The sequence below is a fragment of the Paenibacillus sp. FSL R10-2748 genome, assembly GCF_038005565.1.
Lineage (GTDB): Bacteria > Bacillota > Bacilli > Paenibacillales > Paenibacillaceae > Paenibacillus > Paenibacillus polymyxa_B.
Genome location: NZ_JBBOTK010000003.1, coordinates 250,626 through 276,096, shown reverse-complemented (window position 1 = coordinate 276,096; position 25,471 = coordinate 250,626). Strand labels below are relative to the sequence as shown.

Below are 25,471 nucleotides of genomic sequence, written 5' to 3'. Positions count from 1 at the left end.
GAGGTTCCAATATGAGCAAGCTGATGGATATGCCAAAAGAGAGCGGCTATGCGGCTTGGCTGCATTACAGCCGCAATAGTAAGGTAGAAAAGCTGCCCGCTTGGTGCAGGGTCATCGTGGTCCATGGGACAGATGAAGTGCTTCAATCGGCTGCGAGTGAGCTTCAGCGCGGATTGACCTCCATGTTTGGACAGCAGCCGAAGATCAGCGCCGTTCCTGTGAATACGCCATTCATTGCGCTGGGTACGTTCCCAGCGCATCCTTTGGTCGCAGAACGATTCAGCGCAAAAGAACAGGCAGAAGTGAGCGCAGAAGGCTACCGGATTCGCGGGATAGAGATGCCAGATCCGGCATATTCAGCTTCGCACGGTAACGATGATATCAAGGGACAGTACGTTACAATCGCGGGGCAGACCTCCAAAGGCGTATTGTACGGAGTCTTTCATCTGCTGCGCTACCTGCAGGGAGGACTAGACGGGAAGTTGAAGCCCACCACCGAATCAGTGCACGTCCCCATTCTAGACCAATTATCCAACCCTGCTAATCCCATCCGCATGATCAATCACTGGGATAACATGGATGGTAGTATTGAACGCGGGTATGCGGGTGGCTCTATTTTCTATGACAATAATGCCTTTACTACAAATATGGAGCGCCTGCGAGACTATGCCCGTCTACTCGCTTCAGTAGGCATTCAAGCACTATCCATTAACAACGTGAATGTCCATCAGGTAGAGACCGAGCTGATTACAGATAAATTCCTACCGGATGTGGCTAAAGTAGCTGCGGTATTTCGCGCCTATGGCATACAGATCTACTTGAGCATTAACTATGCCAGTCCTATTCAGCTCGGTGGGTTAACCACCGCCGATCCCTTGGAACCAGCTGTAGCTGAATGGTGGCAGACCAAAGCCCAGGAAGTTTACGCCGCCGTTCCCGATCTGGGTGGTTTTGTGGTCAAAGCCGATTCCGAAAATCGGCCCGGACCGTTCAGCTACGGGCGCCATCACGCCGATGGAGCCAATATGCTGGCAGATGCGTTGCAGCCCTATGGCGGACGTGTGATTTGGCGCTGCTTTGTCTACAACTGCAAGCAGGACTGGCGCGATCGCAAGACGGATCGGGCCCGCGCAGCCTTTGACCATTTTAAACCGCTGGATGGATTATTTCGGGAAAATGTCATTTTACAGATCAAAAATGGTCCCATGGATTTTCAGGTGCGGGAGCCTGTCTCCCCCCTGTTCGGTGCGCTGGAATCCACTCAGATACTGCTCGAGTTTCAAATTGCGCAAGAGTACACCGGGCAACAGAAACATCTATGTTACCTTGTTCCCCAATGGAAGGAAGTATTGGATTTTGACACATACGCCCAAGGAAAAGGCTCCACCATCAAGCGTATCGTGAGTGGCGCTCTGCATTCTCCCAAGCATACCAACTATGGAATAGCCGCTGTATCCAATATTGGTGCAGACACCAATTGGACCGGACATTTGCTCGCCCAGTCCAATCTTTATGGCTATGGTCGGCTGGCATGGGACCCGGAGCTGTCCGCAGACGAAATCGCTGATGATTGGATTCGGCTGACGTTTGGCAGACAAGGGAATAGCGACGGGGGCACAGATTTAATTTCTACCCTTAAGCAGATGCTGCTCGATTCATGGAATATCTACGAATCCTACACCGCTCCTCTCGGGGTCGGCTGGATGGTCAGTCCCGATCACCACTATGGGCCGGATGTAGACGGGTACGAATATTCTATGTGGGGCACCTACCATTTTGCTGATTGCCAGGGGATTGGGGTAGATCGCACGACCGCAACCGGAACGGGCTATGCAGCACAATATTTTTCTCCCAATACTGATATCTACGAATCTACGGACACCTGCCCGGATGAGCTGCTCTTATTCTTTCACCATGTTCCTTATACACACTTGCTCCACTCCGGTCAAACCGTCATACAGCACATTTATGATACCCATTTTGAAGGTGCAGAACGTGCGGCCCATCTCCGAGACACATGGGTTAGTCTACGAGGGCAACTGAATGCTGCCATGTATGAACAGGTGTTGGAGCGGCTGGAGCATCAGGCAGAGCATGCCAAAGAATGGCGGGATCGGATCAATACGTATTTCTACCGTAAAAGCGGCATTGCCGACCAGAAGGATCGCCCTATTTATTAAGTAAGCAACTATTAAACAAGCTGCCTCGGCAATACTTTCATACAGACTGGAACAAGGCTTTTATACGCTTAGGTTCACTTTCTCCTATACTGGCATTGGCTCGCACATCACTAAAAGGCATGCGTCTTACTCAGACCTATGCCTTATTTTTTTGTCTGGAAACTTTTAAGCACACGGTTGCTTACGTAAAATGTCATATTTGTCCACCCTGAGTGTGCAATAAATTCTTCTTTTTATGCAACCGCTTGCTTTATACTATTTTTGTAGACGTTTACAAAATGTTGTCGAATTAGACTATGCTTTGGGGAGGATGATCGGTTTGACCTTGTATCGAAGTCTATGGAAAAAAGGGTGCCTGATGCTATTAAGCATTGTGCTATCTCTGACCGCCTTTATTGGCTCACCCTCCAATACGGCAAGCGCAGCGGTTGCTGATGATTTTCAGGCTTCTGTCATGGGGCCGCTGGCGAAAATTAATGACTGGGGTGCCTTCAAAAAGCAACTGCAAACGCTGAAAAGTAACGGTGTGTATGCTATTACCACCGACGTCTGGTGGGGCCATGTGGAGAGCGCAGGAGATAACCAGTTCGATTGGAGCTACTACAAGACCTATGCAGATGCCGTAAAAGAAGTGGGATTGAAGTGGGTTCCTATTATCTCTACGCATAAGTGTGGGGGAAATGTGGGGGATGATTGCAACATCCCGCTACCAAGCTGGCTGTCTAGCAAGGGCAGTGCAGATGAAATGCAGTTCAAGGACGAAAGCGGTTTTGCCAATAACGAAGCCCTCTCTCCATTATGGAGCGGGACTGGTAAACAATATGATGAGCTGTATGCCTCATTTGCTCAAACCTTTGCTAGCTACAAAAGCATCATTCCCAAAATTTATTTAAGCGGTGGGCCCTCTGGAGAATTGCGATATCCTTCATACTATCCGGCAGCGGGATGGAGTTATCCTGCACGGGGCAAATTCCAAGCCTACACTGAAACAGCCAAAAATGCGTTCCGCACGGCCATGAATGAAAAGTATGGATCAATGGACAAGATTAATGCAGCCTGGGGTACCAAGCTGAGCAGCCTTGGCCAAATCAATCCACCGACCGACGGGGACGGATTTTACACGAACGGCGGGTATACTTCCACGTATGGGAAGGATTTTCTGTCGTGGTACCAAAGCGTGCTTGAGAAGCATCTGGGCGTCATCGGAGCTGCTGCACACAAAAACTTCGATTCCGTGTTCGGTGTCCGTATCGGAGCCAAGATTTCCGGTCTGCACTGGCAGATGAACAATCCTGCCATGCCTCACAGCACAGAGCAAGCAGGTGGATATTATGATTACAACCGTCTCATCGAGAAGTTCAAAGATGCGGATCTGGATTTGACCTTTACTGCTCTGGAGATGAACGACAGTGGTACAGCACCGAATTATTCCTTGCCGTCCACATTAGTAGATACTGTCTCCTCGATCGCTAATGCCAAGGGTGTTCGCCTAAATGGTGAAAATGCACTCCCAACAGGCGGTAGCGGCTTTCAAAAAATCGAAGAAAAAATCACAAAGTTCGGTTATCACGGCTTTACACTTTTACGCCTCAACAATCTCGTCAACAACGACGGCTCACCAACCGGTGAGATGAGTGGATTCAAACAGTATATTGTAAACAAGGCCAAGCCCGGCGATAACGGTGGCGGTACAGGCAACAAAGTAACTATATACTACAAAAAAGGCTTCAACTCACCTTACATTCACTACCGTCCGGCTGGGGGAAGCTGGACTGCTGCGCCTGGTGTGAAAATGCAGGATGCCGAGATTAGCGGCTATGCCAAAATTACCGTCGATATCGGGTCTGCCTCCCAATTGGAAGCCGCTTTTAATGACGGCAATAACAGCTGGGACAGCAACAACACCAAAAACTACTCCTTCAGCACGGGCACTTCTACTTACACGCCCGGTAACAGCGGCAATGCGGGAACGATCACATCAGGCGCTCCATCGGGCACGGTTCCCGGGGATGGCGGCGGTACAACTAATAAGGTAACGGTATACTACAAAAAAGGCTTTAACTCGCCTTACATTCACTACCGCCCGGCTGGCGGAAACTGGACTGCCGTACCCGGTGTGAAAATGCAGGATGCCGAGATTAGCGGCTATGCTAAAATTACCGTCGATATCGGGTCTGCCTCCCAACTGGAAGCCGCTTTTAATGACGGCAATAACAGCTGGGACAGCAATAACACGAAGAACTACCTTTTCAGCGCGGGAACTTCTACCTACACGCCCGGCTCTAACGGAGCCGCAGGAACTATCCGAACGGGGGCACCTTCGGGGAGCATCCTCAGCGTAGGGACTTCCACCTACACAACCAACCTTAACGAAGTTGCAGGACCTATCCAAACAGTGGAACTTTCGGGTGCATCCTTAAACGTAGGCACTTCTACGTACGTACCCAACCCTAACGGAGTTGAAGTAACTATTCAAACGGGGGCGCCTTCGGGCGCCTTCACTCCTATAGATCTAGGTACCCTCTCCAAGCCCACTCCCCTCAACACAGACTGGAGCAAACAGAGCATTTATTTTATCATGACAGACCGATTTAGCAACGGAGATCCATCCAACGATAATTACGGTGGCTTCAATTCCAACAACAACGATCAGCGCAAGTGGCATGGTGGCGATTTTCAAGGGATTATTAACCAACTCGACTACATTAAAAATATGGGGTTTACCGCCATCTGGATTACTCCGGTAACGATGCAAAAGAGCGAATACGCTTACCACGGCTATCATACGTATGATTTTTATGCGGTAGACGGGCATCTTGGTACCATGGACAAGTTCAAAGAGCTGGTTGGTAAGGCACACGACAAAAATATCGCTGTGATGCTGGACGTAGTTCCCAATCACACTGGCGATTTTCAACCTGGGAACGGCATCGCCAAGGCTCCTTTTGACAAAGCGGACTGGTATCATCACAATGGCGACATCACAGGAGCAGACTACAACTCAAACAATCAGTGGAAAATCGAAAACGGTGACGTTGCCGGATTGGACGACCTGAATCAGGACAACCCAGATACAGCGAATGAACTCAAAAACTGGATCAAATGGCTGCTGAACGAGTCGGGGGTCGACGGACTGCGGGTGGACACTGTGAAGCATGTACCCAAAGGGTTTTTGAAGGATTTTGACCAGGCCGCCAATACCTTCACTCTCGGTGAAATTTACAGTGGCGATCCTGCTTATGTGGGTGATTACACCCGGTATCTCGATGCCGCACTGGATTTTCCGATGTATTATACAATCAAGGATGTGTTTGGACACGATCAATCTATGAGGAAAATCAAGGAACGCTACTCAGATGATCGTCACTATCGCGATGCCCAGACCAACGGCGTATTTATCGACAATCATGATGTAAAACGTTTCCTGAATGACGCCTCTGGCAAGCCGGGTGCTAACTATGACAAATGGCCTCAGCTCAAGGCCGCCTTGGGCTTTACTTTGACCTCACGCGGGATTCCTATCATCTATCAAGGCACCGAGCAAGGCTTTAGTGGCGGAGATGATCCTGCCAACCGGGAAAACGTTGTGTTTAACGCCAATCATGATCTGTATCAGTACATCGCTAAGCTGAACCGTGTGCGCAACAGCCACCCTGCCCTGCAAAACGGGAGCCAAAAGGAAAAGTGGGTAGACGACTCCTTTTACAGCTTCCAGCGCTCTAAAAATGGAGACGAGGCCATCGTACTTATCAACAACTCCTGGAGCAGTCAAACCCGCACGATTGGCAACTTCGACAATCTGTCCAACGGCACTCGCCTGACCAACCAATTAAGCAACGACTCCATTCAGATCAACAACGGTTCGATCACCGTGACCCTCGCTCCAAAGGAAGTTAAAGTTTTCACCAAATGAGTTACATCGATTATTCAATTGTGCTAAAATAAATGATAGAAGGATATACTAAAAAAGAGCAAGGATGCTGGTAACATCCCTACTCTTGGCAACAGCCGCTTTGAAGAGCGGTCGGCTGAACAGGGCTAGCTCTATTAGAAATAGACCGTTTTCCCTTGTCCAGGGCGGTCTATTTCTTTTTGTTTTGGTTCAACGCAATAACAATCGTAACGATTAATCCGATCAACGCTACTAATAGCGTGCCGAACATCATCATTAATGTCAGAGCATCTTTAACCTCCACAGGCATCACCTCCCTTCCGGGAGACTTAGCCGACCGCCCACCTAAGCCATTCTGTTGTTACTAGAATTATAGCACGTAAATCCGTCCTTTAGCGACAACATTTTACAGCTTCATTCAACCAACCTTATGCGGACTACCATCCTTGTTTTTCTGCTTGCACATTCTACTTTTTCTCTATATGAGTATAACTTCTCAACGCCAAAAAAAGACCCAGCACAAAAATGAAGCAAATACTGATGACCCCTCCAGGAACATACGTGAATGTTCTGCCCATTTGTCCATGGGGAGAAAACAATAACGGCACTGTCCATGGATAAAAGGTATTCCCCGGTGTATTAACCAAAACAAAATTTAAGCACATAACCGTACACATCCCAATAATGGCGGGTACAAATTTTTTCCAACGAATAGCGAAGAACGTGATGATCGGGATGAGCATAGCGTGCATAAGAATCATTTTAGCAAATACCCCAAGCTGATACATAACGATTTCAAAGGTTAGCGGTCTGATTGTAATAAACGTACCCAATACTGTAGATAGCACAAATGCCATCAGTAGGCTAACAGCGATGTACATATAAATAACGAGTAGTTTGCTGAAGTAAATACGAGTCCGGCGAATCGGGTTTGTAAACAGTGCAATATGGGTCTTCTCCTGATACTCTCTTGCATAGATATAGCAGGTCAAAATATAGTAGCTCATATAACCGGTCAGAAAATTAATAAGAATAACAACACTCATAAAGTAGTCATTCCAACCATCACGATCTATGGAATACTTGGAACTACCCGCGTAACTATAAAATTCTAAAACAATGGTTAATACTAAAATCATTACACTCAACCAAAGAATTTTAGTTCCTTTCAGCTTCAAGCACTCTGCTTTAAACAGGTCAAGCATAGTAACCCTCCTCTCAAAAACTCTCCATTTAGTCTTTTCTTTGATATGTCCATATGGATAAAGACAATCCAAGAAGAAAGATCACGGATAAGCTGAGCCATGCTATTGAAACATTGGTAGGTATAGTCGCATTTCTTTCATTAGGAGATAAGAGATAGGGTACAATCCAAGGGTACCATTCACTTTTATATATAAAATTCAAAAATATTGCAGTACAAACTACGAGTACAACCACCATGATGCTCTTCCAGCGTATAGCAAAAAAAGAGGCGATTGGGATTAACATCGCATGCATCACACACATTTTAGCAAACACTTGGATTTGGTATACCCAGATAGCCATCGTTAAAGGTCGCTCTGTAATGGACATGCCTAATAAGGTAGACAAAAACAGAACGAGAAATAAGGATACAATAATAAATCCATAAATAATGATCAATTTACTAAAATAAAATTTAACCCTGGTGACAGGCGTGGTAAACATAAATAGATGCGTGTTTTCCTGATACTCTCTTGCAAAAATATGACCGGTTAATATGTAGTAACTGATAAATCCGGCTGCAACATTGACGAAGAGAACTATGCCCTCGAAATAGTAGGTCCAACCCCGTTTATCAATTGAATATCTGTAAAAAATAGCGCTCGTCGCAAATTCCAACAGCACAACAGCCAGCAATATAATATAGCTCAACAAGAAGGCTTTAGAACTTTTAAGTTTAATGAGTTCTGCTCTAATCACGTCGCACATCCTCTCCCGAAATGAGAGTCAGAAAGTACTCCTCTAGTGTCTGCTTTGAGGTGTGTATCTCATAGACTGAAAACTGATGATCTATTAACTGTCTATTTAAGGTGGCTGTATTTTCAATCGGACTATGAATTCTTAGTTGTTGTGGGGATATCACCTGAGATTGAAGCTGCTTCATGTGCTCTTGCAGAAATGTTTGTACTGCTTCTGCATCGTCTACCTTTACATCTGTGTATTGCTCAAAACCTTCCTCCAACCGACTCAAACGATCTTCCGCTAACAGTTTTCCATTATGTATAATCCCGATGTGTGTAGCTAACTGCTGAATTTCGCTCAAGATATGACTGGAAATAAGAATCGTTTTTCCTTCTTCCTCGCACAACCGCTTCAATAGCTGACGAATTTCCTTAATTCCAGATGGGTCCAGTCCGTTCGTCGGCTCATCTAATATAAGCAACTCAGGGTCATGAACAAGCGCCCTTGCAATCCCTAATCTTTGCTTCATTCCTAGGGAAAAATTCTTAAACTTTTTTTTGCCGGTATGCTCTAATCCCACAGTCGTTAATGTACGTTCAATTCTTCCATTGTCCTGTACCCCCATGTACATACAGCAAATTCTTAGATTGTCGCGTGCGCTCAAATTTTCGTATAAACCAGGCGTTTCGATAATTGTACCTATTTTCGAGAAAATAGAAGGATAGTTTTTCTCCAGCCGCTCACCAAATAAAAAAACCTCCCCACTTGTAGGCTCAATTAGCCTCATTAGCATGCGGATAGTGGTTGTCTTACCAGCTCCATTTTCACCGAGGAAACCGTAGATACTGCCACGCTCCACATGTAAGGATATGTCGTCTACGGCTACAGCCCCCCCAAACTGTTTGCGGAGCTTTTTCGTTTCAATAATATAATCCATTTCTAAACCTCCCATTACAATAATCACCATTTATCATACATTTATTATTGTAATGAATCAATTAAAATTACAATTATAGTATTATACAATAGTTAGTTACATACATAACAAAAAATTCATTTTACATCTTAAAACTAGTAAAAGATGTGATATAAGTTTCATAAACTCAAATGAAATAATACAAAAATTAATAATATTATACAAAATTTTGTAACACATATTTTCCCTTTTTGGGTGTATGATTTCTACATACCTTACATGTCCATGCACCGTGTAGCATAATGAAAAGAGGTAAAAATATATGATAAAACAAATTAACGTTATTGCTGGGATTAAAGAACCAATTCGCTCTTATGGTTGTAGAGAAGTCGATTATTGTACTTTTTATGATACTCGTGACTACTGTGGAATGTGTGATCAATCTGATTTTTGTGTAATTAGCGATACTTAGAAATTCGTATCATCAAAATGAAAGGAGGTGAAAATTATGCTGAAACAAATCAACGTTATCTCTGGTGTTAAAGAACCCATTCTTGCGTACGGATGTCCTAAAAATGATGATTGCTATTATTGCGATCTCAAAGATTACTGCCGTTCATGTGATGCAATGGATTTCTGTATTTCTAGTGATACCTAGTATTTATCTATATCTAAATAACGGGATTAATTTTATTTAATCCCGTTTCCCCCTTCTTAAATTATCTTAATAATAAAAGTGAGGTCTTTGAAATGGCTAATCTGATCCAGGATAAAAAAGATGAAATCATTCATTTTCACCCTTATAAATTGTTTGAAGTCGACTCAAAAACCTTCTTTTATAACGTCGTAACGAATGCCATATTTGAGATTGACTCATTAATTATCGATATTCTACATAGTAAAGGCAAAAACGAGGAGCACGTTGTTAGGGATTTAGCCAAGCGTTATGAATTATCACAAGTAAGAGAAGCCATCCAAAATATGAAGGAAGCATACATTATTGCCACAGATACTAACATATCAGATGTTGAAAAAATGGGTATACTTGATAACTCGCAAAGAGTCTTCAAATTATCCTCTCTGACCTTATTTATGGTGCAAGAATGTAACCTTAGATGTACTTACTGTTATGGGGAGGAAGGGGAATATAATCAAAAAGGGAAAATGACTTCAGAGATTGCTAGATCTGCCGTAGACTTTCTGATCCAACAATCGGGTGAAATAGAGCAATTGAATATCACTTTTTTCGGCGGTGAACCCTTGTTAAATTTCCCTCTCATACAAGAGACAGTGCAGTATGTTCATGAGCAATCCGAAATTCATAATAAGAAATTTTCTTTTTCAATAACTACGAATGGTACACTTATCACTCCTAAAATCAAAAACTTTTTTTACAAACATCATTTTGCGGTGCAGACCAGCATAGATGGTGATGAAAAAACGCATAATTTCAATCGTTTTTTTAAAGGTGGACAAGGATCCTACGATTTACTCTTGAAGCGTACAGAAGAAATGAGAAATGATCGTAAAATAGGCGCGCGCGGTACAGTAACTCCTGCAGAGCTTGACCTTTCTAAATCTTTTGATCATTTAGTGAAACTGGGGTTCAGAAAAATATATTTATCTCCAGCACTTTATTCCCTATCGGACGAGCATTACGATACTTTATCGAAAGAAATGGTTAAACTCGTAGAGCAATTCCGAGAGTTACTGGAACGTGAAGACTATGTTACAGCCAAAAAAATGTCCAATGTCCTTGGCATGCTTAGTAAAATTCATTCCGGCGGTCCTAGAATCCACTTTTGTGGAGCGGGTACGAATGCGGCCGCTGTTGATGTTAGGGGAAATTTGTTCCCTTGCCATCGTTTTGTAGGCGAGGATGAATGCTCTATTGGCAATCTATTTGATGAAGATCCATTGAGCAAACAGTATGGTTTCATTGAGAATTCAACAGTAAGAAATAGAGCCACCTGTTCAAAGTGTTGGGCCAAAAATCTTTGTGGTGGTGGATGCCATCAAGAGAACTTCGCGGAGAACGGAAATGTCAATCAACCTGTCGGTAAACTCTGCAAAGTAACTAAGAACTTCATTAACGCTACTATAAATTTATACCTCCAACTTACCCAGGAACAAAGAAGCATCCTTTTGGGTTAGTAATAACTACTCGGCATTGTGCCTCTATGACTTCACATCATTTATTAACAATGCCGATCTAGCTACTCTGATTCTATCTTATCTGGCTTTATCCCTAAATATGGAGGGCCTATTTTATGTTCCAACTAATCAGAAAATACATTAAGCCTTTACTGGCACTACAAATTACTGTACTTTGTATCATTATCATAAATATATTGTTCATGATCTACCAACCTATTTTAATGCAGCGGCTGATAGATTCCTATAACACAGAAACACTTTCAGCTAAAGAAATCAGCTATTTAGGTGGCCTTTTTTTATTACTACTAATTGGTGGAGGATTGACAGGAGCACTGAGAGATACAATTATTTTTAGAATCCGTAATTTATTACAATTTCGATTGAGGAATGATATTTATCATCAAAATCTTAATCTAAGAGGCCATCAGCCTACCGGAAAAGTTATTGCCTTACTCTATAATGATGTCGAAGCTCTTACTGGATTACTAAATCAAGCGTTTATAGCTATGTTTACGGACTGTCTGACAATTGTCGCAACCGTTGTTGTTCTCTATTTTATGAATTGGAAACTGGCAACGGTCTCCCTGATCTTTATGCCTATTTACTTTTTCTTATACTACAATTCCAAAAAGAAAGTGTACCAATTAAATGTTGCCTACAAAAAACAGTATGAAAATATGACAGAAACCCTTCAATCAGGTTTAAAACAAAAATGGACTTCAATCAGATTCAACCGTCAAAAATATAGTAGTGCCCTATTTTGCAGAGAACAAATACTTTTGGTTCGTATTTTGAAAAAACTTTTTGCGCGAGAACTGCTACTAGGTATAATCAGTAACTTTTTAAGCGGATTTTTCCCTTTGCTTTTACTAGTCATTGGAGGCTTTTTACTAATTAATGGAGAGATTACCTTAGGTACACTGGTTGCTTTCAGTACATATATAGTCAAGTTGCTACAACCGGTATCACGCTTATCACAATTAAACGTAGGTGTGCAATCAGCAGTAGCTTCAGGCGAAAGGATTCTTAACTTTTTCAATTTAAATGATGTTTGGAATGGCACAAATATTGAGGGATTTATGGGAAATGGAATACACGTAAAAAATGTATCTTTTTCCTATAACAATCTCACTCCTGTTCTTGATGACATCTCGTTTGAAATCAAAAAAAATCAAATGCTAGGTATCGTAGGAGAAAGTGGATCTGGTAAAACGACTATCGTGAAGCTCCTAACCGGGGAAGTCATTCCGACTAGGGGCGAGATCTACTATGGGGATAACAGATTACATGATTTGAATAAAAATTACTTCTATAAAAATATAGCGGTAGTCACACAAGAAGAATTATTAACAACAGGAACCATATTCGAGAACATTGTTTTTGGCAATAAAAATGCTACTTTAGATGAAGTTGTTAATATTTCAAAGAAGGTGGGGTTACATGACTATATCTCATCCCTTCCCGAAAAATATGACACTGATATCGCTTCTGGAAAATACGACCTATCGGTAGGCCAGAAACAACGTCTGGCTATAGCAAGGGCATTGCTTCATAATGCACCCGTGCTAATTTTTGATGAGCTGACCTCTGCACTTGACGCTGAAACTGAATCACTAATTTTGCATCTTTTAAATGAGCTTAAAGGTAAACGAACTATCATCATTATCGCTCATAAATTCCAAACAGTCATTCATGCGGACCATATATTAGTTGTTCAAAATGGTCAAATTATAGAACAGGGCAGCCATGCTGATCTAATGTCGTATAGCAGTATTTATTCTAACTCTTATATGAAACAAAAAGATTTTCTACAAAATGAAGTACAGGAGCCATCCTACTAACTGCTCTGTATAGACACTGAGTTTCGTCACCTGTGAGTAGGAATACAGGGAAGGCAATCCTGAACAACAAAACAGGCACCTGACGAAGCGTACACTTCGTTGCAGGTGCCTTGTTTATATATAAACAACGTGGGATTACTTAGGCCTCAGTAGCCACGTTGATATTGTTCAGGTATGGAAGGCTCCTCGCCGCGCAGCGTCACTGCTGCATGAATCGCCCAATATGGATCGCGCAGCAATCCGCGTCCCACAGCGACCAGATCGGCATCCTCGTTGCCGATAACAAACTGCGCCAAGGCTGGGTCATCCAGTGCGCCTACAGCGATCACCGGGATGTTCAGTGCCTCGCGAATTTGGCGTGCGAACGGCACTTGATAGCCCGGATAGTTGCCCGGCTTTCTGACGCCAGCAGGGCCTTCCCCGCCCGAGCTAACATGGATCACGTCTACGCCTGCCGCCTGATATGCACGGCTCAGCTCAATGGCATGATCCACATCGTACCCACCATCTACGTATTCCACCGCGCTGATGCGTAAGATTAACGGCATACCCGCAGGCATTTCCTTGCGTACAGCCTGAATGACTTCAACACCGAAACGGGATAAATCCTTACCGTACTCGTCGTCCCGCTTGTTTGTAACTGGCGAATGGAATTGGTGAATCAAGTAACCATGTGCCCCGTGAAGTTCAATCGTATCCACGCCCGCTTGAACCGCACGCCGGGCAGCGTCTGCGAATTTTTGCACCATTCCACGGACTTCCTCCGTGGTCAGTGCACGCGGCTGTTTATAATTCGCATCCGGGTATGCAATGGCCGAAGGAGCAACTGGCTCAGCTGCATCCTCAGCTTTACGGCCCGCGTGAGCAATCTGGATGCCTACCTTGGACCCGTGCGCATGAATGCCATCAACCAGCTTCTTATAAGCTGGGACATGCTCGTCTGACCAAAGACCCAGATCATAATCTGTAATCCGTCCATCTGGTTCCACGTCTGTCATTTCTATAATAATCAGGCCCGTACCTCCAATAGCCCGACTCAGGTAATGAACATGATGCCAATCATTCGGAATCCCGTCCTTGGCTGTCACCGAGTATTGGCACATCGGGGGCATCACCACACGATTCTTTAATTCCAAATCTTTCAGTGTATACGGTGTAAACAACGAGTTCGTCAAAACGTTCATCTCCTTTTTACCTTTACCACATCAATGAAAATGCGTTCCAAATTACACGGTCTATTATAAACATGATCGGCATAGTCCAAACGGAATAAAGAGATTCCCTCCAACGGGGGATCTCTCACATTTGCAACTTGCAGTCATTATGTATGTCGTATGTTGTAGATATATTGCACACAATCTATTATCCACAACTCAATAACTTTTTGCAAGTAAATATTTAAATATTATTAAATATTTTTTTGTCTACGCCCTCTCGGCCTCCTAGCTATAACACAAAAAGACGCCCTTACGGACGCCTCTGCGGAACCAATCTTATTGTGCTGAACCTAATTGCACCCATGCCTTCTCAATCTCTGCAACCGCCTGATCCTTATTCATGTTACCGCTGATATATGCTTGCATCAGCTCGCCAAATTTTTGGTGGAACGTATCCAGCGAGTAGTTAACAGACAGATCACCGGACTTCGACGTTTTCAAGATGCTTTCCATTTCCTTAGGCATTTCCAGATCAGGAAGCGGTGCATCCTTAATTGGAGGAATCACCTTCGCTACCTGGGAGAACCAGTTCTTGCCGTATTCCGAAGTGTACAGCCAGTTGAAAAATTCTATCGTTTCCTTCGATACTTCGGAATCCTTGTTGATACGCAGCGCCTGATCTGCACCGGTAATGATGACCGATTGATCAGCTTTGTCACTCACCGGATATCCCATGATGCCAATTTTAAGATCAGGATTAATTTTCTTGATTGCTTCCTCATCCCACGCACCTTTACCCGTCATAAACGCAGCTTTTCCGGATGCAAAATCACTTACTTCCGCATTGCTGTCCCGTTCCAGCGGCTTATCTGTGCCATGTTTCACCGTCAAATCAATGAAGTTAAAGAAGTTGTTGTACAGCACTGGGTAGTCCTTGATTTTTGCTTTGCCTGCGATAAAATCGCTAACGAGTTGCTTCGGTTCCACGCCCGCATCCTGCGCAGCAGCATCTACATAGTGTTGGAAGATATGCTTCCATACCCACCACTCTTTATATGCATTGGCAAATGGAGTAATGCCCTTCGCCTCTAGCTTGGTGACCGCATCCTGCATTTCTGCAATCGTCTTCGGCGGGGAGGTTACCCCAGCCTTGGTAAGCAAATCCTTATTGTAAATCAGCGTAAACAGGTTCCCCTTCACCGGGAATCCCAGCACTTTGCCGTCACTGGAGCTCATATTCGCTCGAACCGCATCCGTCATGGCTGCTGCCAGTGGCTCATTGGTCAGATCAGCGCTATAATCCGCATACGTGTCAATGTCGCCTCCTGCCGTCGTTTGGAATACATCCGGTGTACTACCTGAGGCTATTTTCGACTTCAGAATCGTGTTGTAGTCTGCCTGCATGATCTCCAGATTGATCTTCACGTTAGGTTTGACCTTCTTATACTCCTCGATATACGCGTTAAAAGCATCGGTATACTCCGGTGAGGCTGTGAACATATTTATTGTAACCGTTTTCAAATCTTCTTTGCCGCCAGCACTTTCTTTCGACGCATCCGTGCCGCCGCTGCTTCCACATCCGCTCAACAAACCGACCGTCAAAAGCAAACTGCCGGATAACGCCATCATCTTCTTTAACATGGATACTCCCCCATTTGTTTGTGATCAACGTCCATGCGCTCATTCTAAAAAATATACTCCAATTTAAAAAGGCAGATTAGTGAAGCGTTAAGGGTAAAAAAGTGGTTTATTGCAGGCTCACCCGATACTCAGACGGTGACACCTGATAATAATTACGAAAAGCCTTACTGAAATAATTTTTATCTTTGTAGCCAAGCATATCCGAGATTTCCTGTATTTTCAGGCTAGAATCACCCAGCAGCTCCTTCGCCTTGTCCATTCTAACCTTCTGCACATATTCGTGAATACCGTAACCAAACTGCTGCTTGAACAGCTTCATCAGGTATTCCCGACTCAAAAAATAGGTTTCGGCAAAAAACGAAATTTTGATATCCTCAAAATAATAACGGTCGATGTGCCTTTTGATGTCCGTTATGTCAAAGGGCTGGTTCCCCGCTTGAGCATGTTGGACCCCAGCAATGTAAAGCTCCAGCATCCGATTCAATCTCTGACCGTAGTGGACAAAGCTCGTAAAATCAGCAGACAAATCGCTTTCCCCCACTTGCTCCAGATCTTCCAAAGCTCCATCTTGATTCAACGCTGACGTAGACGCACCCAACTCAATCGCAGCTTCTCTCAGTAAAAAATGGAACTCCTTCATCATTCGATCCGCATCCTGTAAACGGAAAATAGGGCCTGATGCCAATTGTTTCAGCAGATCGCCCAGCAGTACCTTTGCCCGGTTCGCCTGACCTGTCTGAGCATCCTTTTGGATCGACAACAGTCGCTCCGTCCATGACATTTCCTCTAACGTACCCATTTGCCGTGGCACTGTATGAAGAATGGATTCCCCTTCCAGCTTTAACACATCCGTGCTGTGAATGAGCGTCTTGGCATCCATATAAGCAGACGCTAGCTCCAATACATCTGTGCAGAGCTTACCCAATCCGGCAACTACCACCATGCTGAACAGCCCATGCAGGTTGGCCACCGCCTTCTGTGTCACTTGTGCCAATAGTAAGGCCATATGTTCTTCTTGTCCTGGGGCCAGGGTACAGATCGAAACGACCTCACGCTCCCGTCGCGGATGGGAGAAGCTAAAACAACTCAACCGTTCATCTGACGTCTGAGCTAACACATTGGTCACGGCAAAATCCATCAGATCGGCATCGCCATGAAAACGCGTCCTGCGAATCTCATCCCTGTTCAGCAGCCGCAGCACGATCACCCCAAAGCGATTCCCCTTCTGATCCGCTCCGATCAATGGGAGCAACGCCGTATTGGCCTGCCTTTTAAAGCTACCGTCCAAAATGGACAAATATAGCTTCTCTTTCAGCTTCGGCAGTGACATATTCAGCGTAATGTTCTGGCTAATGAACTTGTTTTTGCTTTGCTCTCGGCTTTCCAGAATGTCCACTGCTTTGCGCAGTGCCTGGTTCAGATCCTGACGATTGATAGGTTTGAGCAGATAGTCCACCACCCGGGATTGTATCGCCTGCCGTGTAAATTCAAAGTCGTTGTAGCCGCTAATGACAATCGTCAGCAGATGGGGATATGCCTTTTCGATCGCACGAAGAAATTCGATACCGTTCAGCTCAGGCATTTTCATATCGACCATCACCACATCTATATGGTGCTGACCCAACAGCTCCAGTCCCAACCTTCCATTCGTCGCCTCATAAATATGTTCGATGCCCAGACGGTCCCAGTCCCCGATAATACGAATGGCTTCGCGCAACGGCTCTTCATCGTCAATAATCAATACGTTATACATGACTACTTCCTCCCCGGGGAATTTGCATTCTCATTTCCGTTCCCGTTTCATCCGTAAGTATGAATAATCCTGCCTGATCTCCGTACAAAAGCTTCAGCCGTGTGTTCAGATTTTTCAAACCAATATGCTCGCTCTCCCGTTCTTCCCATTTTTCATGGAATGAATCCAGCACCATTCTCAGCTTGTCCTCTGAAATTCCAGGTCCGTTGTCCCTGACTGCAATTGTGGCATTAGTAGAACTCGATTCGGCTGAAATGGCGATCAGAATATCGCTTGATACTTTTTCCAACGCATGCTTGATAGCGTTTTCCACCAACGTCTGCACAGATAATCTCGGGATCGGCAGCTCCATCAGCGTTTCCTCCCATACCACTTCGACCCGCAGTCTCGCCCCGAACCTTGCTTTTTGCAGACCTATATACCGTTCAATGTGCTTGAGCTCTTCGCGGGCAACTACGATATCCTTGCCGTTGATGGAATACCGCAACGTTTGGGCCAATGCATCCACCATATCCGCCATGTCGAACATCTCCCGCTTTAATGCCTGTGTGGATATGGCTTGCAGGGCATTGTACAGAAAATGAGGATTAATTTCAGCCTCCAACGCCTTGAGTATGGCGTTCTTTTCGACCAGCTTCATGCGATAGCGCTCATTAATAAGTTCTTCGGTTCTTTGGACCATTTCGTTAAAATGCAGCGACAAATATGCAATCTCGTCATGTCCCTTCACAGGAGCTGTTGCTCCAAAATCTCCGGTGCTAAACCGCTTCATCTGGGTGGACAGCTTATGTAAAGGTCGGGTAATGGCGTTCGAGGTCAGTGTCACTAATATAATAGACACACCTAAAAATAAAGCCCCGATGGCATAGCTCCAATTCCGTGTTGTCGTAGCTGCTTCATAAATCTGGCGGTATGGGATGGGCTTGATGAGCTGCCACCCATCTTTTTCACCAGCATCATAGACGACCAAATACTCCTGATTGCCACTGCTATCTGACCACGTTACTCGCCCGCTTCCTCCCTTGCCGATCTGTGCCAACACTCCGGAATCACGCATCCGCTCATATAGCGGAGAGCTATTCACATAAAAGGGAACCCCTTTAGGGCTCATTAGCATCAATTGGTCCCCTTTGCCCAGTGGGATGTTCTGCATGATTTCATCCACGGCGCTCGTATTGTAATAAAAGGACAGCACCGCCTGCGGGTGACGGGATGCAATCGACCTCAGCACTCGATGGTATGCCATAAAGCTGGCTTGTGGCGCCACATAGCCCATATCAGAACGGGACCCTACAAAGGATTGAAATGATTCGTTCGTGGTACTAGCCATCGCCTCTTTATACCAAGGAAGCTTGGGAATATCCGTGTTTATTCCTTTGCGCACCGTAATGTTGTACGTCTCCCTGGTAACCACATAGTATTGATGTCGGTCCGCCACGTACAGATAGATCGCTTCCAGATCATTACGTGAATAAAACATGCTGCGCAAGTAATCTTCAATGACCATTCGCGAAGCATAGTCCCGGTTCTCATTGGCAATCGCGTTCATGATATCGTTATAACGTAGCTGTGGAAGAGCCAACTGCTGCATTCCCTCCAAGTAATCCTCCAAATTCTGATTGACCAGCAGCAGATTATTGGTCGTGCTGGCGATGCTATGGTTAACCGACTCCTTTTCAATCATCTGATAGGAAATAATTGTAAGTGAGCCCACCACCAGAATAATCACCGAGGTAAAAAGAAGAATGAGTTTGTTCACTAATTTTTGCGTGATCCTCCTCCACATGGAGCGAAGAATCGTTCCTACGCGCTCTGACATCATGATAACCGCCCCTTTTGAAAGCGTACACATTTTTACCCTCAACTGTTTTCTTAAATCCATTGGTCCTGCCCTAGGGGCTATCCTATACTTTCATTATATCTTAAACAGCTTGGAGCGAAAGAGCGGAAAATGTTGAGAAAAAGAGGTGCGTTATGCTGAAAAAAAGGGGAACCTGGGGCGACAAGGGTAGTAAACTGGAATTCGGTTTATTCACACTGCCCGTAATCTTGTGCATTACGATTGCATTTTATATTCCGTTTTTGATGACGATACGCTATTCCCTGACCAAGTGGAACGGCATATCCAAACATCCGAAATTTGTAGGTTTGGATAACTTCAAGCAAATCCTGCTTGGGGACGCCAATTTTGCACATGCAGCCTGGTTTACCGTCAAGTATGCCATCCTGTACATTGTATTGGTGAATGTGCTAGCCATTTTGCTGGCGCTCGTTCTCGATATGAAGCTGAAAAGCTCGGCTTGGCTGCGGGCGGCCTTCTTTATCCCGTATATCCTCAGTCTCGTGATTGTCGGCTTTATATGGAAATTCATCTTCATGCAAGGCTTTGAGTCACTGGGACACAGTACAGGCTGGGGTATCTTCCAGCTGAGCTGGCTGGGTGAGGAAGGGCTCGCGTTTGTTTCCATTTTGGCAGTATCGATCTGGCAATCCATTGGCTTTTACATGGTCATTTACATTGCAGGCTTACAATCTGTGCCAGAGGATCTAAAAGAAGCTGCCATTGTCGATGGCGCGGGGCCGATTCGGAGATTTTTCAGTATTATTCTACCGATGCTCGCACCTTCCATTACGATCTCAGTCTTCATGGCACTGACCAACTCGATCAAAGTGTTTGACGTCATTTTATCTCTGACCGGCGGTGGACCGGGAGGTACGACATACAGCATTGCGTATGATATTTACCGGGACACATTCCAGAACAATCTGTATGGCTACGGAACAGCCAAAGCATTGATTTTATTCGTTGCAGTCCTGATCATTACGATTATTCAATTGTCTATTTTCAAACGCAGGGAGGTTGAAGCCTGATGCAACGCAGCCGTACGGGACGTATTTTGCTAGAAGCGGGCATGATTGTATTATCACTGTTATTTTTGTACCCGCTGTTTCTCGCCATTAACAATTCGTTCAAAAGCTTCGCTGAGGTCATGACCGACGTCATTGCGCTGCCCAAGCAGCTTTCGCTGGATAATTACGTATATGTATGGAAATTCATCGACTATCCACGCCTATTTCTCAATAACACCATTATTACCGTCGTCGGCCTGGCAGGTATCGTGCTGATATCTTCCATCGCGGCCTACAAGCTGGCAAGAACCAAAAGCAAATGGAGCTCCGTGATTTACATGCTGTGCATTATGCCGATGCTGATCCCGTTTCAGTCCATCATGCTCACTGTCTTGCGACTGGCGAAAGACTTAAATCTGGCAGACAGCACTTGGGGACTTGGCTTGCTGTATTGGGGCTTCGGCGCACCGCTGGCAGTGTTTATCTATCACGGCTTCGTGAAAGGTATTCCGGCTGAGATTGACGAAAGCGCCAAAATCGATGGAGCCTCGGGCTTCCGGCTTTTCTTTTCCGTGATTTTCCCCTTGCTGAAATCAGTCACCGCCACCATTGTCATTATCGACGTGATGTGGATTTGGAACGATTTTCTGCTTCCGTTACTCATGGTCAATGGCTCACCCAGCACCAAAACGCTGACGCTGGCCGCCTACACCTTTGTCGGACAGTATACGTCAGACTGGCAATACGCCATGACCGCAATGGTAATGGCTGTTCTGCCTTCGATCATCGTATTTATTTTTCTGCAAAAATACATTGTCAAAGGCGTCGTCGCTGGAGCCGTCAAAGGCTGAGTCAAGGATGCGAAGCCAGATACAAAAAAGAGGACTTGCGTGTTGTTCGCGCAAGTCCTCTTGTCTTCGTGATATCCATCATGACTTCTGTACAGTATTCATTAAGCCTTAAACTGGCCTAGCGCTTTCAGCATCTCTTCCATAGCAAGCTGTAGGTCAGCAGAGCAGGTATTTAGACGGTTAATCTCTTCCATCTGGTCAGAGGCTGCAACCGATACTTCCTGTGAGCCGCCGCTCGTCCTGCGGGCGATGACAATAATTTCAGTAGCAGAAGCGGTAACTTCCTGCACACCTGCTGACATTTGTTCTGCGGTTGCTGCCATGCTTTCGATCCGTTCCGCAATGTGAGTGCTTCTTTCTACGATATGTTCGAAGCTGTCATGTGTCTCGTTCATCATCCGCAGCCCGCTGTCCACATGCGTTACCACATGTCCAATCGCTTCTGCCGAGCGCTGTACATCTCCATCAATGTTTTGGATAAGCTGCGCCACTTGGCGGGAGGCTATTCCCGATTGATCTGCTAGCTTCCGCACCTCGGATGCTACAACCTCGAATCCTCGTCCCTGCTCACCTGCGCGAGCAGCTTCAATAGAGGCATTCAGCGCCAGCAGTCCCGTCTGTTCAGATATTTCCTGAATAACCTGCATGATTCCGGTAATTTCACCTGATTGACGGTGAAGCGCTTGAATCAGAGCCTCCGTATGCTGGATGGACGAATGCAGCTCCCCCATCTGTTCCACCGTGAGGCGCGCCGTTTCCGCTCCTGCCTCCGCCTGCTGCTTGGAGTAGATAGCAGCTTCCGCAATCTCAGAAGCATTTTCCGCGACATTCTGAATGCCCTGAGCCATCTCTTCCATCGCCGTCTGATTTTCCAACACGCTTCGGGTCTGCGCTCCGGCTCCGTCTGCAACCTGCCGTATGGTGTCTGCAATCCTATTGGCCTGCCTGGTCGATGCTTCAGCAATGACAGCAAGCCGCCCCGTTGAATCGGCTACCGCTCCACAAGCATGCATGCCCTCGGAAATCAAAATGCTCAAATTTTCTCGCATTTCATTATAGTTGACACTCAGCCGCCCAAGCTCATCTCCACTCCGGTCAAGCAGGACAGAAGTAAAATCTCCCTGACCTGCCTTGGCGAGCGCTTGGCCTACACGGCCCAGCCTGCGGTTTACCCTGCTCATGTACCAGAGAATCACGGCTAGCGACACCGCAATAGCAATTACAATTACAATCATAAACTGGCGGATAAACCCGCTAATGATCCCGTCAATGATCGATTGCGATGCACCTACATACAGAATGCCAATCACAGCACCGTCCGCACTGCGGATGGGTGTGTACGCAGCTTGATACGTTTTGCCAACTACTACCGCTTGACCATAATAGGGCTGACCCTGCTTTAAGACAACGGTAGCCACCTTCTCCGATACTTTCGTGCCTACAGCTCGTTTGCCCTCCAGCATGACATTCGTCGCTACCCGTTGCTCCCCTTGAAAGAAAGTCACTGTATCGCCTGTTGCCTCGCCAATTTCATCGACGATTTCCTCATTATTGTTAATCCGTTGGCTCCCCTTATATAATTGCCCGTCCTTGATCTGCCATGCCCCGCTATACTTGTAGTCCACTAGGCGGGTTGCCATATTCAAGTCATTTTTAGCCTTTTCGGTAGCAAAAGCCTCAATACCCTCCTGCATTCGGCTAGTAGCCACATAAGCGATCACGACAGACAACACTATCAAAATGCCGATCACCATACCACTAATTTTTGTGCCTATTCCTATTGTCCGCATGTATTGGATACGTCCTCTCTAATCTGACGCCATGCCGTCACAACTCTATACAACTTAAGCCGAATCTGTTCCATCATGGATACTTATTTTATCGTACAAATTACCTAAAATTTTAATTATTTATCGATTTGAAAATTAATACAGTTCTTATCAGGTGACCTTACCTTCCTTGACAATTCCTCTTAATAATGATTTACTAATTTTACTATTCGTAATTATTACGATTAAAGAAAGACAAAGAAAGCACGTCTGCTTTCCTATCTCGCATGATACCACTACAGCACATTCGACATTTCATGATACTTTCGAAGGGAAGAGTGATTACGTTGGCAAACGCTATGGAATTGGAAAAGAAAATACCGGTCACGGTACTAAGCGGGTACCTCGGCTCCGGCAAAACCACACTGCTGAACCATGTGCTGAATAACCGGGAAGGCTTGCGGGTAGCCGTCATTGTCAATGATATGAGTGAGGTAAACATTGATGCTGATCTCGTTCGTGACGGTGGAGGATTATCTCGTGTGGATGAGAAGCTGGTGGAAATGTCCAACGGTTGCATCTGCTGTACCCTGCGGGAAGATTTATTAAAAGAGGTAGAACGACTGGCACTCGACAAAAGGTTTGACTATATTCTTATCGAGTCCACGGGTATAGGTGAGCCCATTCCGGTAGCACAGACCTTCAGTTATGTAGATGAGGAAAATGGAATTGATTTGACCAAGCTGACCCGACTGGATACTATGGTCACCGTCGTGAATGCACCGGAATTTTGGAAAGACTTCTACTCTAGGGACTCCCTCAGGGATCGCGGACAGGAAGTGGCAGAAGAGGATGCACGCGGCATCGTTGATCTGCTCATAGAACAGGTGGAATTTTGTGATGTGCTGATCATTAATAAATGCGATCTGGTATCCCCAGAAGAGCTGGAACGACTGGAAAAAGCGTTACGCGGCATTCAACCAAACGCCAAAATCATCCGTTCCGAGTACGGTAAGGTGGACCCAAAAGAGATTTTGAACACGCATCGCTTCAATTTTGAAACAGCTAGTCAGGCGGCAGGCTGGATACAGGAAATGAACAAAGAAGAGCACGTACCGGAGACAGAAGAATATGGCATTGCTTCGTTTGTGTACAAGCGCAAAATCCCATTTCATCCTGAACGTTTGTTGAAATGGCTGGCTCAATGGCCTGCTGAGGTTGTACGTTCCAAGGGATTGGTGTGGCTCGCCACGCAGAACCGCACTGCTTTTACATTCAGTCAGGCGGGTAGCTCCAAACAATTCGCACGCGCAGGACTGTGGGTATCTGCCTTGACTGAAGAAGAACGCCAATACTATCTTGGCGAAGATTTCGAAAAGACACCTGACTGGGACGAAAAGTATGGTGACCGGGTGACCAAACTCGTATTTATTGGTATCGATATGAACCGGGAAGAAATCGAGCGCACCCTGGATGAGACACTGCTGACCCCTGAAGAAATGGAGCAGGATTGGCGCAAGCTGCCTGACCCGTTTACGAAAAAAATATAATGAGGTTATAAAATAAAAGCGCCTTAAGTGAGGAATCCCCCCCCTCTTAGGCGCTCTTATATTATTTATGCTTAACCCATTGCGAGCTATCCACCGGCCAAAAAATCACATCCGCACGGCCAACGATATCTTTAATAGAAACAAAACCAATAGCACGACTATCCCTACTATTATTGCGGTGGTCGCCCATCACAAAAATATAACCCTCAGGTACCTTGGAATCGGTTATGGTTCCATTTGGAAAATCGACATTGTTATATAGTTCTCCCTTGGCGTGCGCATCCTGAATAGCTCCCTGAATGTATGACTCCTCTACTTTCTTACCGTTCACATAAAGATGATCTCCTTGATACTGAATCGTATCTCCAGCTACTCCAATAACACGCTTAATAAAGTCTTTTTGTTCCTTTCTCACATGGAATACAACAACCTCACTCGGTTTAGGATCACGAAAATCGTAAATCACCTTGTTCACGACCACTCGTTCATCTGTCTTGAAATTCGGTTCCATGGACGCTCCCTCAACAATAAATGGCGCAAATAATAGCCAACGTATAATGAACACGAGCACAATGGCTACAATAATGGCCTTAAGCCAATCGATCATCTCATTTTTCACTCGTGGCTGCTTTTCCTGCAATTGTTCGACAGTTGAATCCGTCAAATGATTTCCACTCTCCATGCACTAAACCCACCCTTTCTCACAGTTTTCATTCCTATTATATGTATAATGTTTAAGTATAATCAAATTTTCCCAGTCTAGCAAAATTGCATTTTTAGTTGAAACAAAAGTGTGAACTTTTTTTCACAATATCAAAAAAACAGTAAAAAACTGTTGATGCAAACGTTAACATATATTACACTGTGCATATACTTCTTAGAGCGTTTTGGACTAATGGTAGATCAATCTGTCCCCCCAGGAGGTGTCCTGTTTTTAGTGGAAAGACAGCATGAGTCACTTTTATAGATGCTATCTTCTTTTAAAATA

The 25,471-nt window shown here is 45.1% G+C and carries 19 protein-coding genes; 9 read left to right on the top strand and 10 right to left on the bottom strand.

The window, feature by feature from the left end; all coding sequences use genetic code 11:
• The first annotated feature begins 11 nt into the window (after positions 1 to 11).
• Together NSS66_RS11165 and NSS66_RS11160 are read left to right on the top strand one after the other, a co-directional pair.
• On the top strand, positions 12 to 2,180 hold the full coding sequence (locus NSS66_RS11165; RefSeq protein ID WP_340958944.1) for an alpha-glucuronidase family glycosyl hydrolase: 2,169 nt from the start codon (positions 12 to 14) through the stop codon (positions 2,178 to 2,180).
• 319 nt (positions 2,181 to 2,499) lie between these two features.
• Positions 2,500 to 6,093 carry a family 14 glycosylhydrolase gene (locus tag NSS66_RS11160; RefSeq protein ID WP_279833319.1) on the top strand — a complete coding sequence of 1,198 codons (3,594 nt, stop codon included), beginning with the start codon at positions 2,500 to 2,502 and terminating at the stop codon, positions 6,091 to 6,093.
• Between the two features lie 169 nt (positions 6,094 to 6,262).
• On the opposite strand, the gene NSS66_RS11155 is transcribed toward NSS66_RS11160, so the two are convergent.
• From NSS66_RS11155 to NSS66_RS11140, 4 genes are all read right to left on the bottom strand, one after another.
• Positions 6,263 to 6,376: a putative holin-like toxin gene (locus tag NSS66_RS11155; protein WP_010347020.1), complete on the bottom strand. Its 114-nt coding sequence runs from the start codon at positions 6,374 to 6,376 to the stop codon at positions 6,263 to 6,265.
• 163 nt (positions 6,377 to 6,539) lie between these two features.
• Positions 6,540 to 7,277, bottom strand: a complete 738-nt coding sequence (locus NSS66_RS11150; RefSeq protein ID WP_023990943.1) for an ABC transporter permease — start codon at positions 7,275 to 7,277, stop codon at positions 6,540 to 6,542.
• A 28-nt stretch (positions 7,278 to 7,305) separates the two neighbouring features.
• A complete protein-coding gene (locus NSS66_RS11145; RefSeq protein ID WP_340958943.1) occupies positions 7,306 to 8,025 on the bottom strand; it encodes an ABC transporter permease in 720 nt (239 codons plus the stop codon).
• A complete protein-coding gene (locus NSS66_RS11140; RefSeq protein WP_071558057.1) occupies positions 8,009 to 8,935 on the bottom strand; it encodes an ABC transporter ATP-binding protein in 927 nt (308 codons plus the stop codon). The genes NSS66_RS11145 and NSS66_RS11140 overlap by 17 nt, the downstream gene beginning before the upstream one ends.
• A 301-nt stretch (positions 8,936 to 9,236) precedes the next feature.
• Here NSS66_RS11140 and papA (NSS66_RS11135) point away from each other — a divergent pair, with 301 nt between their 5' ends.
• From papA (NSS66_RS11135) to NSS66_RS11120, 4 genes are all read left to right on the top strand, one after another.
• On the top strand, positions 9,237 to 9,386 hold the full coding sequence (papA, locus tag NSS66_RS11135) for a freyrasin family ranthipeptide (protein ID WP_181016524.1): 150 nt from the start codon (positions 9,237 to 9,239) through the stop codon (positions 9,384 to 9,386).
• A gap of 36 nt (positions 9,387 to 9,422) precedes the next feature.
• Positions 9,423 to 9,572 carry a freyrasin family ranthipeptide gene (gene papA / locus NSS66_RS11130; protein ID WP_181016525.1) on the top strand — a complete coding sequence of 50 codons (150 nt, stop codon included), beginning with the start codon at positions 9,423 to 9,425 and terminating at the stop codon, positions 9,570 to 9,572.
• A gap of 92 nt (positions 9,573 to 9,664) precedes the next feature.
• Positions 9,665 to 11,068: a PapB family radical SAM/SPASM ranthipeptide maturase gene (gene papB, locus NSS66_RS11125; RefSeq protein ID WP_103744485.1), complete on the top strand. Its 1,404-nt coding sequence runs from the start codon at positions 9,665 to 9,667 to the stop codon at positions 11,066 to 11,068.
• Between the two features lie 116 nt (positions 11,069 to 11,184).
• A complete protein-coding gene (locus NSS66_RS11120; protein WP_340958942.1) occupies positions 11,185 to 12,912 on the top strand; it encodes an ABC transporter ATP-binding protein in 1,728 nt (575 codons plus the stop codon).
• A 146-nt stretch (positions 12,913 to 13,058) separates the two neighbouring features.
• Here the strand turns inward: NSS66_RS11120 and NSS66_RS11115 are convergent, their stop codons facing one another.
• The 4 genes from NSS66_RS11115 to NSS66_RS11100 all read right to left on the bottom strand — a co-directional run bounded on the left by NSS66_RS11115 (position 13,059) and on the right by NSS66_RS11100 (position 19,315).
• Positions 13,059 to 14,087, bottom strand: coding sequence for an NADH:flavin oxidoreductase/NADH oxidase (locus tag NSS66_RS11115; RefSeq protein ID WP_023990946.1), 1,029 nt, complete (start codon positions 14,085 to 14,087; stop codon positions 13,059 to 13,061).
• Positions 14,088 to 14,405: 318 nt separating this feature from the next.
• Positions 14,406 to 15,710, bottom strand: a complete 1,305-nt coding sequence (locus NSS66_RS11110; RefSeq protein ID WP_028540854.1) for an ABC transporter substrate-binding protein — start codon at positions 15,708 to 15,710, stop codon at positions 14,406 to 14,408.
• Between the two features lie 106 nt (positions 15,711 to 15,816).
• Complete coding sequence (locus NSS66_RS11105) at positions 15,817 to 17,463, bottom strand: response regulator transcription factor (protein ID WP_264454395.1); 1,647 nt, start codon at positions 17,461 to 17,463, stop codon at positions 15,817 to 15,819.
• Complete coding sequence (locus NSS66_RS11100; protein ID WP_340959094.1) at positions 17,456 to 19,315, bottom strand: cache domain-containing sensor histidine kinase; 1,860 nt, start codon at positions 19,313 to 19,315, stop codon at positions 17,456 to 17,458. The genes NSS66_RS11105 and NSS66_RS11100 overlap by 8 nt, the downstream gene beginning before the upstream one ends.
• A gap of 122 nt (positions 19,316 to 19,437) precedes the next feature.
• Here NSS66_RS11100 and NSS66_RS11095 point away from each other — a divergent pair, with 122 nt between their 5' ends.
• Together NSS66_RS11095 and NSS66_RS11090 are read left to right on the top strand one after the other, a co-directional pair.
• Positions 19,438 to 20,334 carry a carbohydrate ABC transporter permease gene (locus NSS66_RS11095; RefSeq protein ID WP_013312582.1) on the top strand — a complete coding sequence of 299 codons (897 nt, stop codon included), beginning with the start codon at positions 19,438 to 19,440 and terminating at the stop codon, positions 20,332 to 20,334.
• Positions 20,334 to 21,164, top strand: coding sequence for a carbohydrate ABC transporter permease (locus NSS66_RS11090; RefSeq protein ID WP_013312583.1), 831 nt, complete (start codon positions 20,334 to 20,336; stop codon positions 21,162 to 21,164). The genes NSS66_RS11095 and NSS66_RS11090 overlap by 1 nt, the downstream gene beginning before the upstream one ends.
• Before the next feature lie 101 nt (positions 21,165 to 21,265).
• Here the strand turns inward: NSS66_RS11090 and NSS66_RS11085 are convergent, their stop codons facing one another.
• The gene (locus tag NSS66_RS11085) at positions 21,266 to 22,954 is read right to left on the bottom strand and encodes a methyl-accepting chemotaxis protein (protein WP_028540856.1); all 1,689 of its coding nucleotides are present in this window, start codon (positions 22,952 to 22,954) and stop codon (positions 21,266 to 21,268) included.
• A gap of 326 nt (positions 22,955 to 23,280) precedes the next feature.
• Between NSS66_RS11085 and NSS66_RS11080 the strand changes: the two genes are divergently transcribed.
• Positions 23,281 to 24,483, top strand: a complete 1,203-nt coding sequence (locus NSS66_RS11080) for a GTP-binding protein (protein ID WP_279833306.1) — start codon at positions 23,281 to 23,283, stop codon at positions 24,481 to 24,483.
• Positions 24,484 to 24,544: 61 nt separating this feature from the next.
• Here the strand turns inward: NSS66_RS11080 and lepB are convergent, their stop codons facing one another.
• Positions 24,545 to 25,165 carry a signal peptidase I gene (lepB, locus tag NSS66_RS11075; RefSeq protein WP_068939127.1) on the bottom strand — a complete coding sequence of 207 codons (621 nt, stop codon included), beginning with the start codon at positions 25,163 to 25,165 and terminating at the stop codon, positions 24,545 to 24,547.
• Positions 25,166 to 25,471 lie beyond the last annotated feature (306 nt).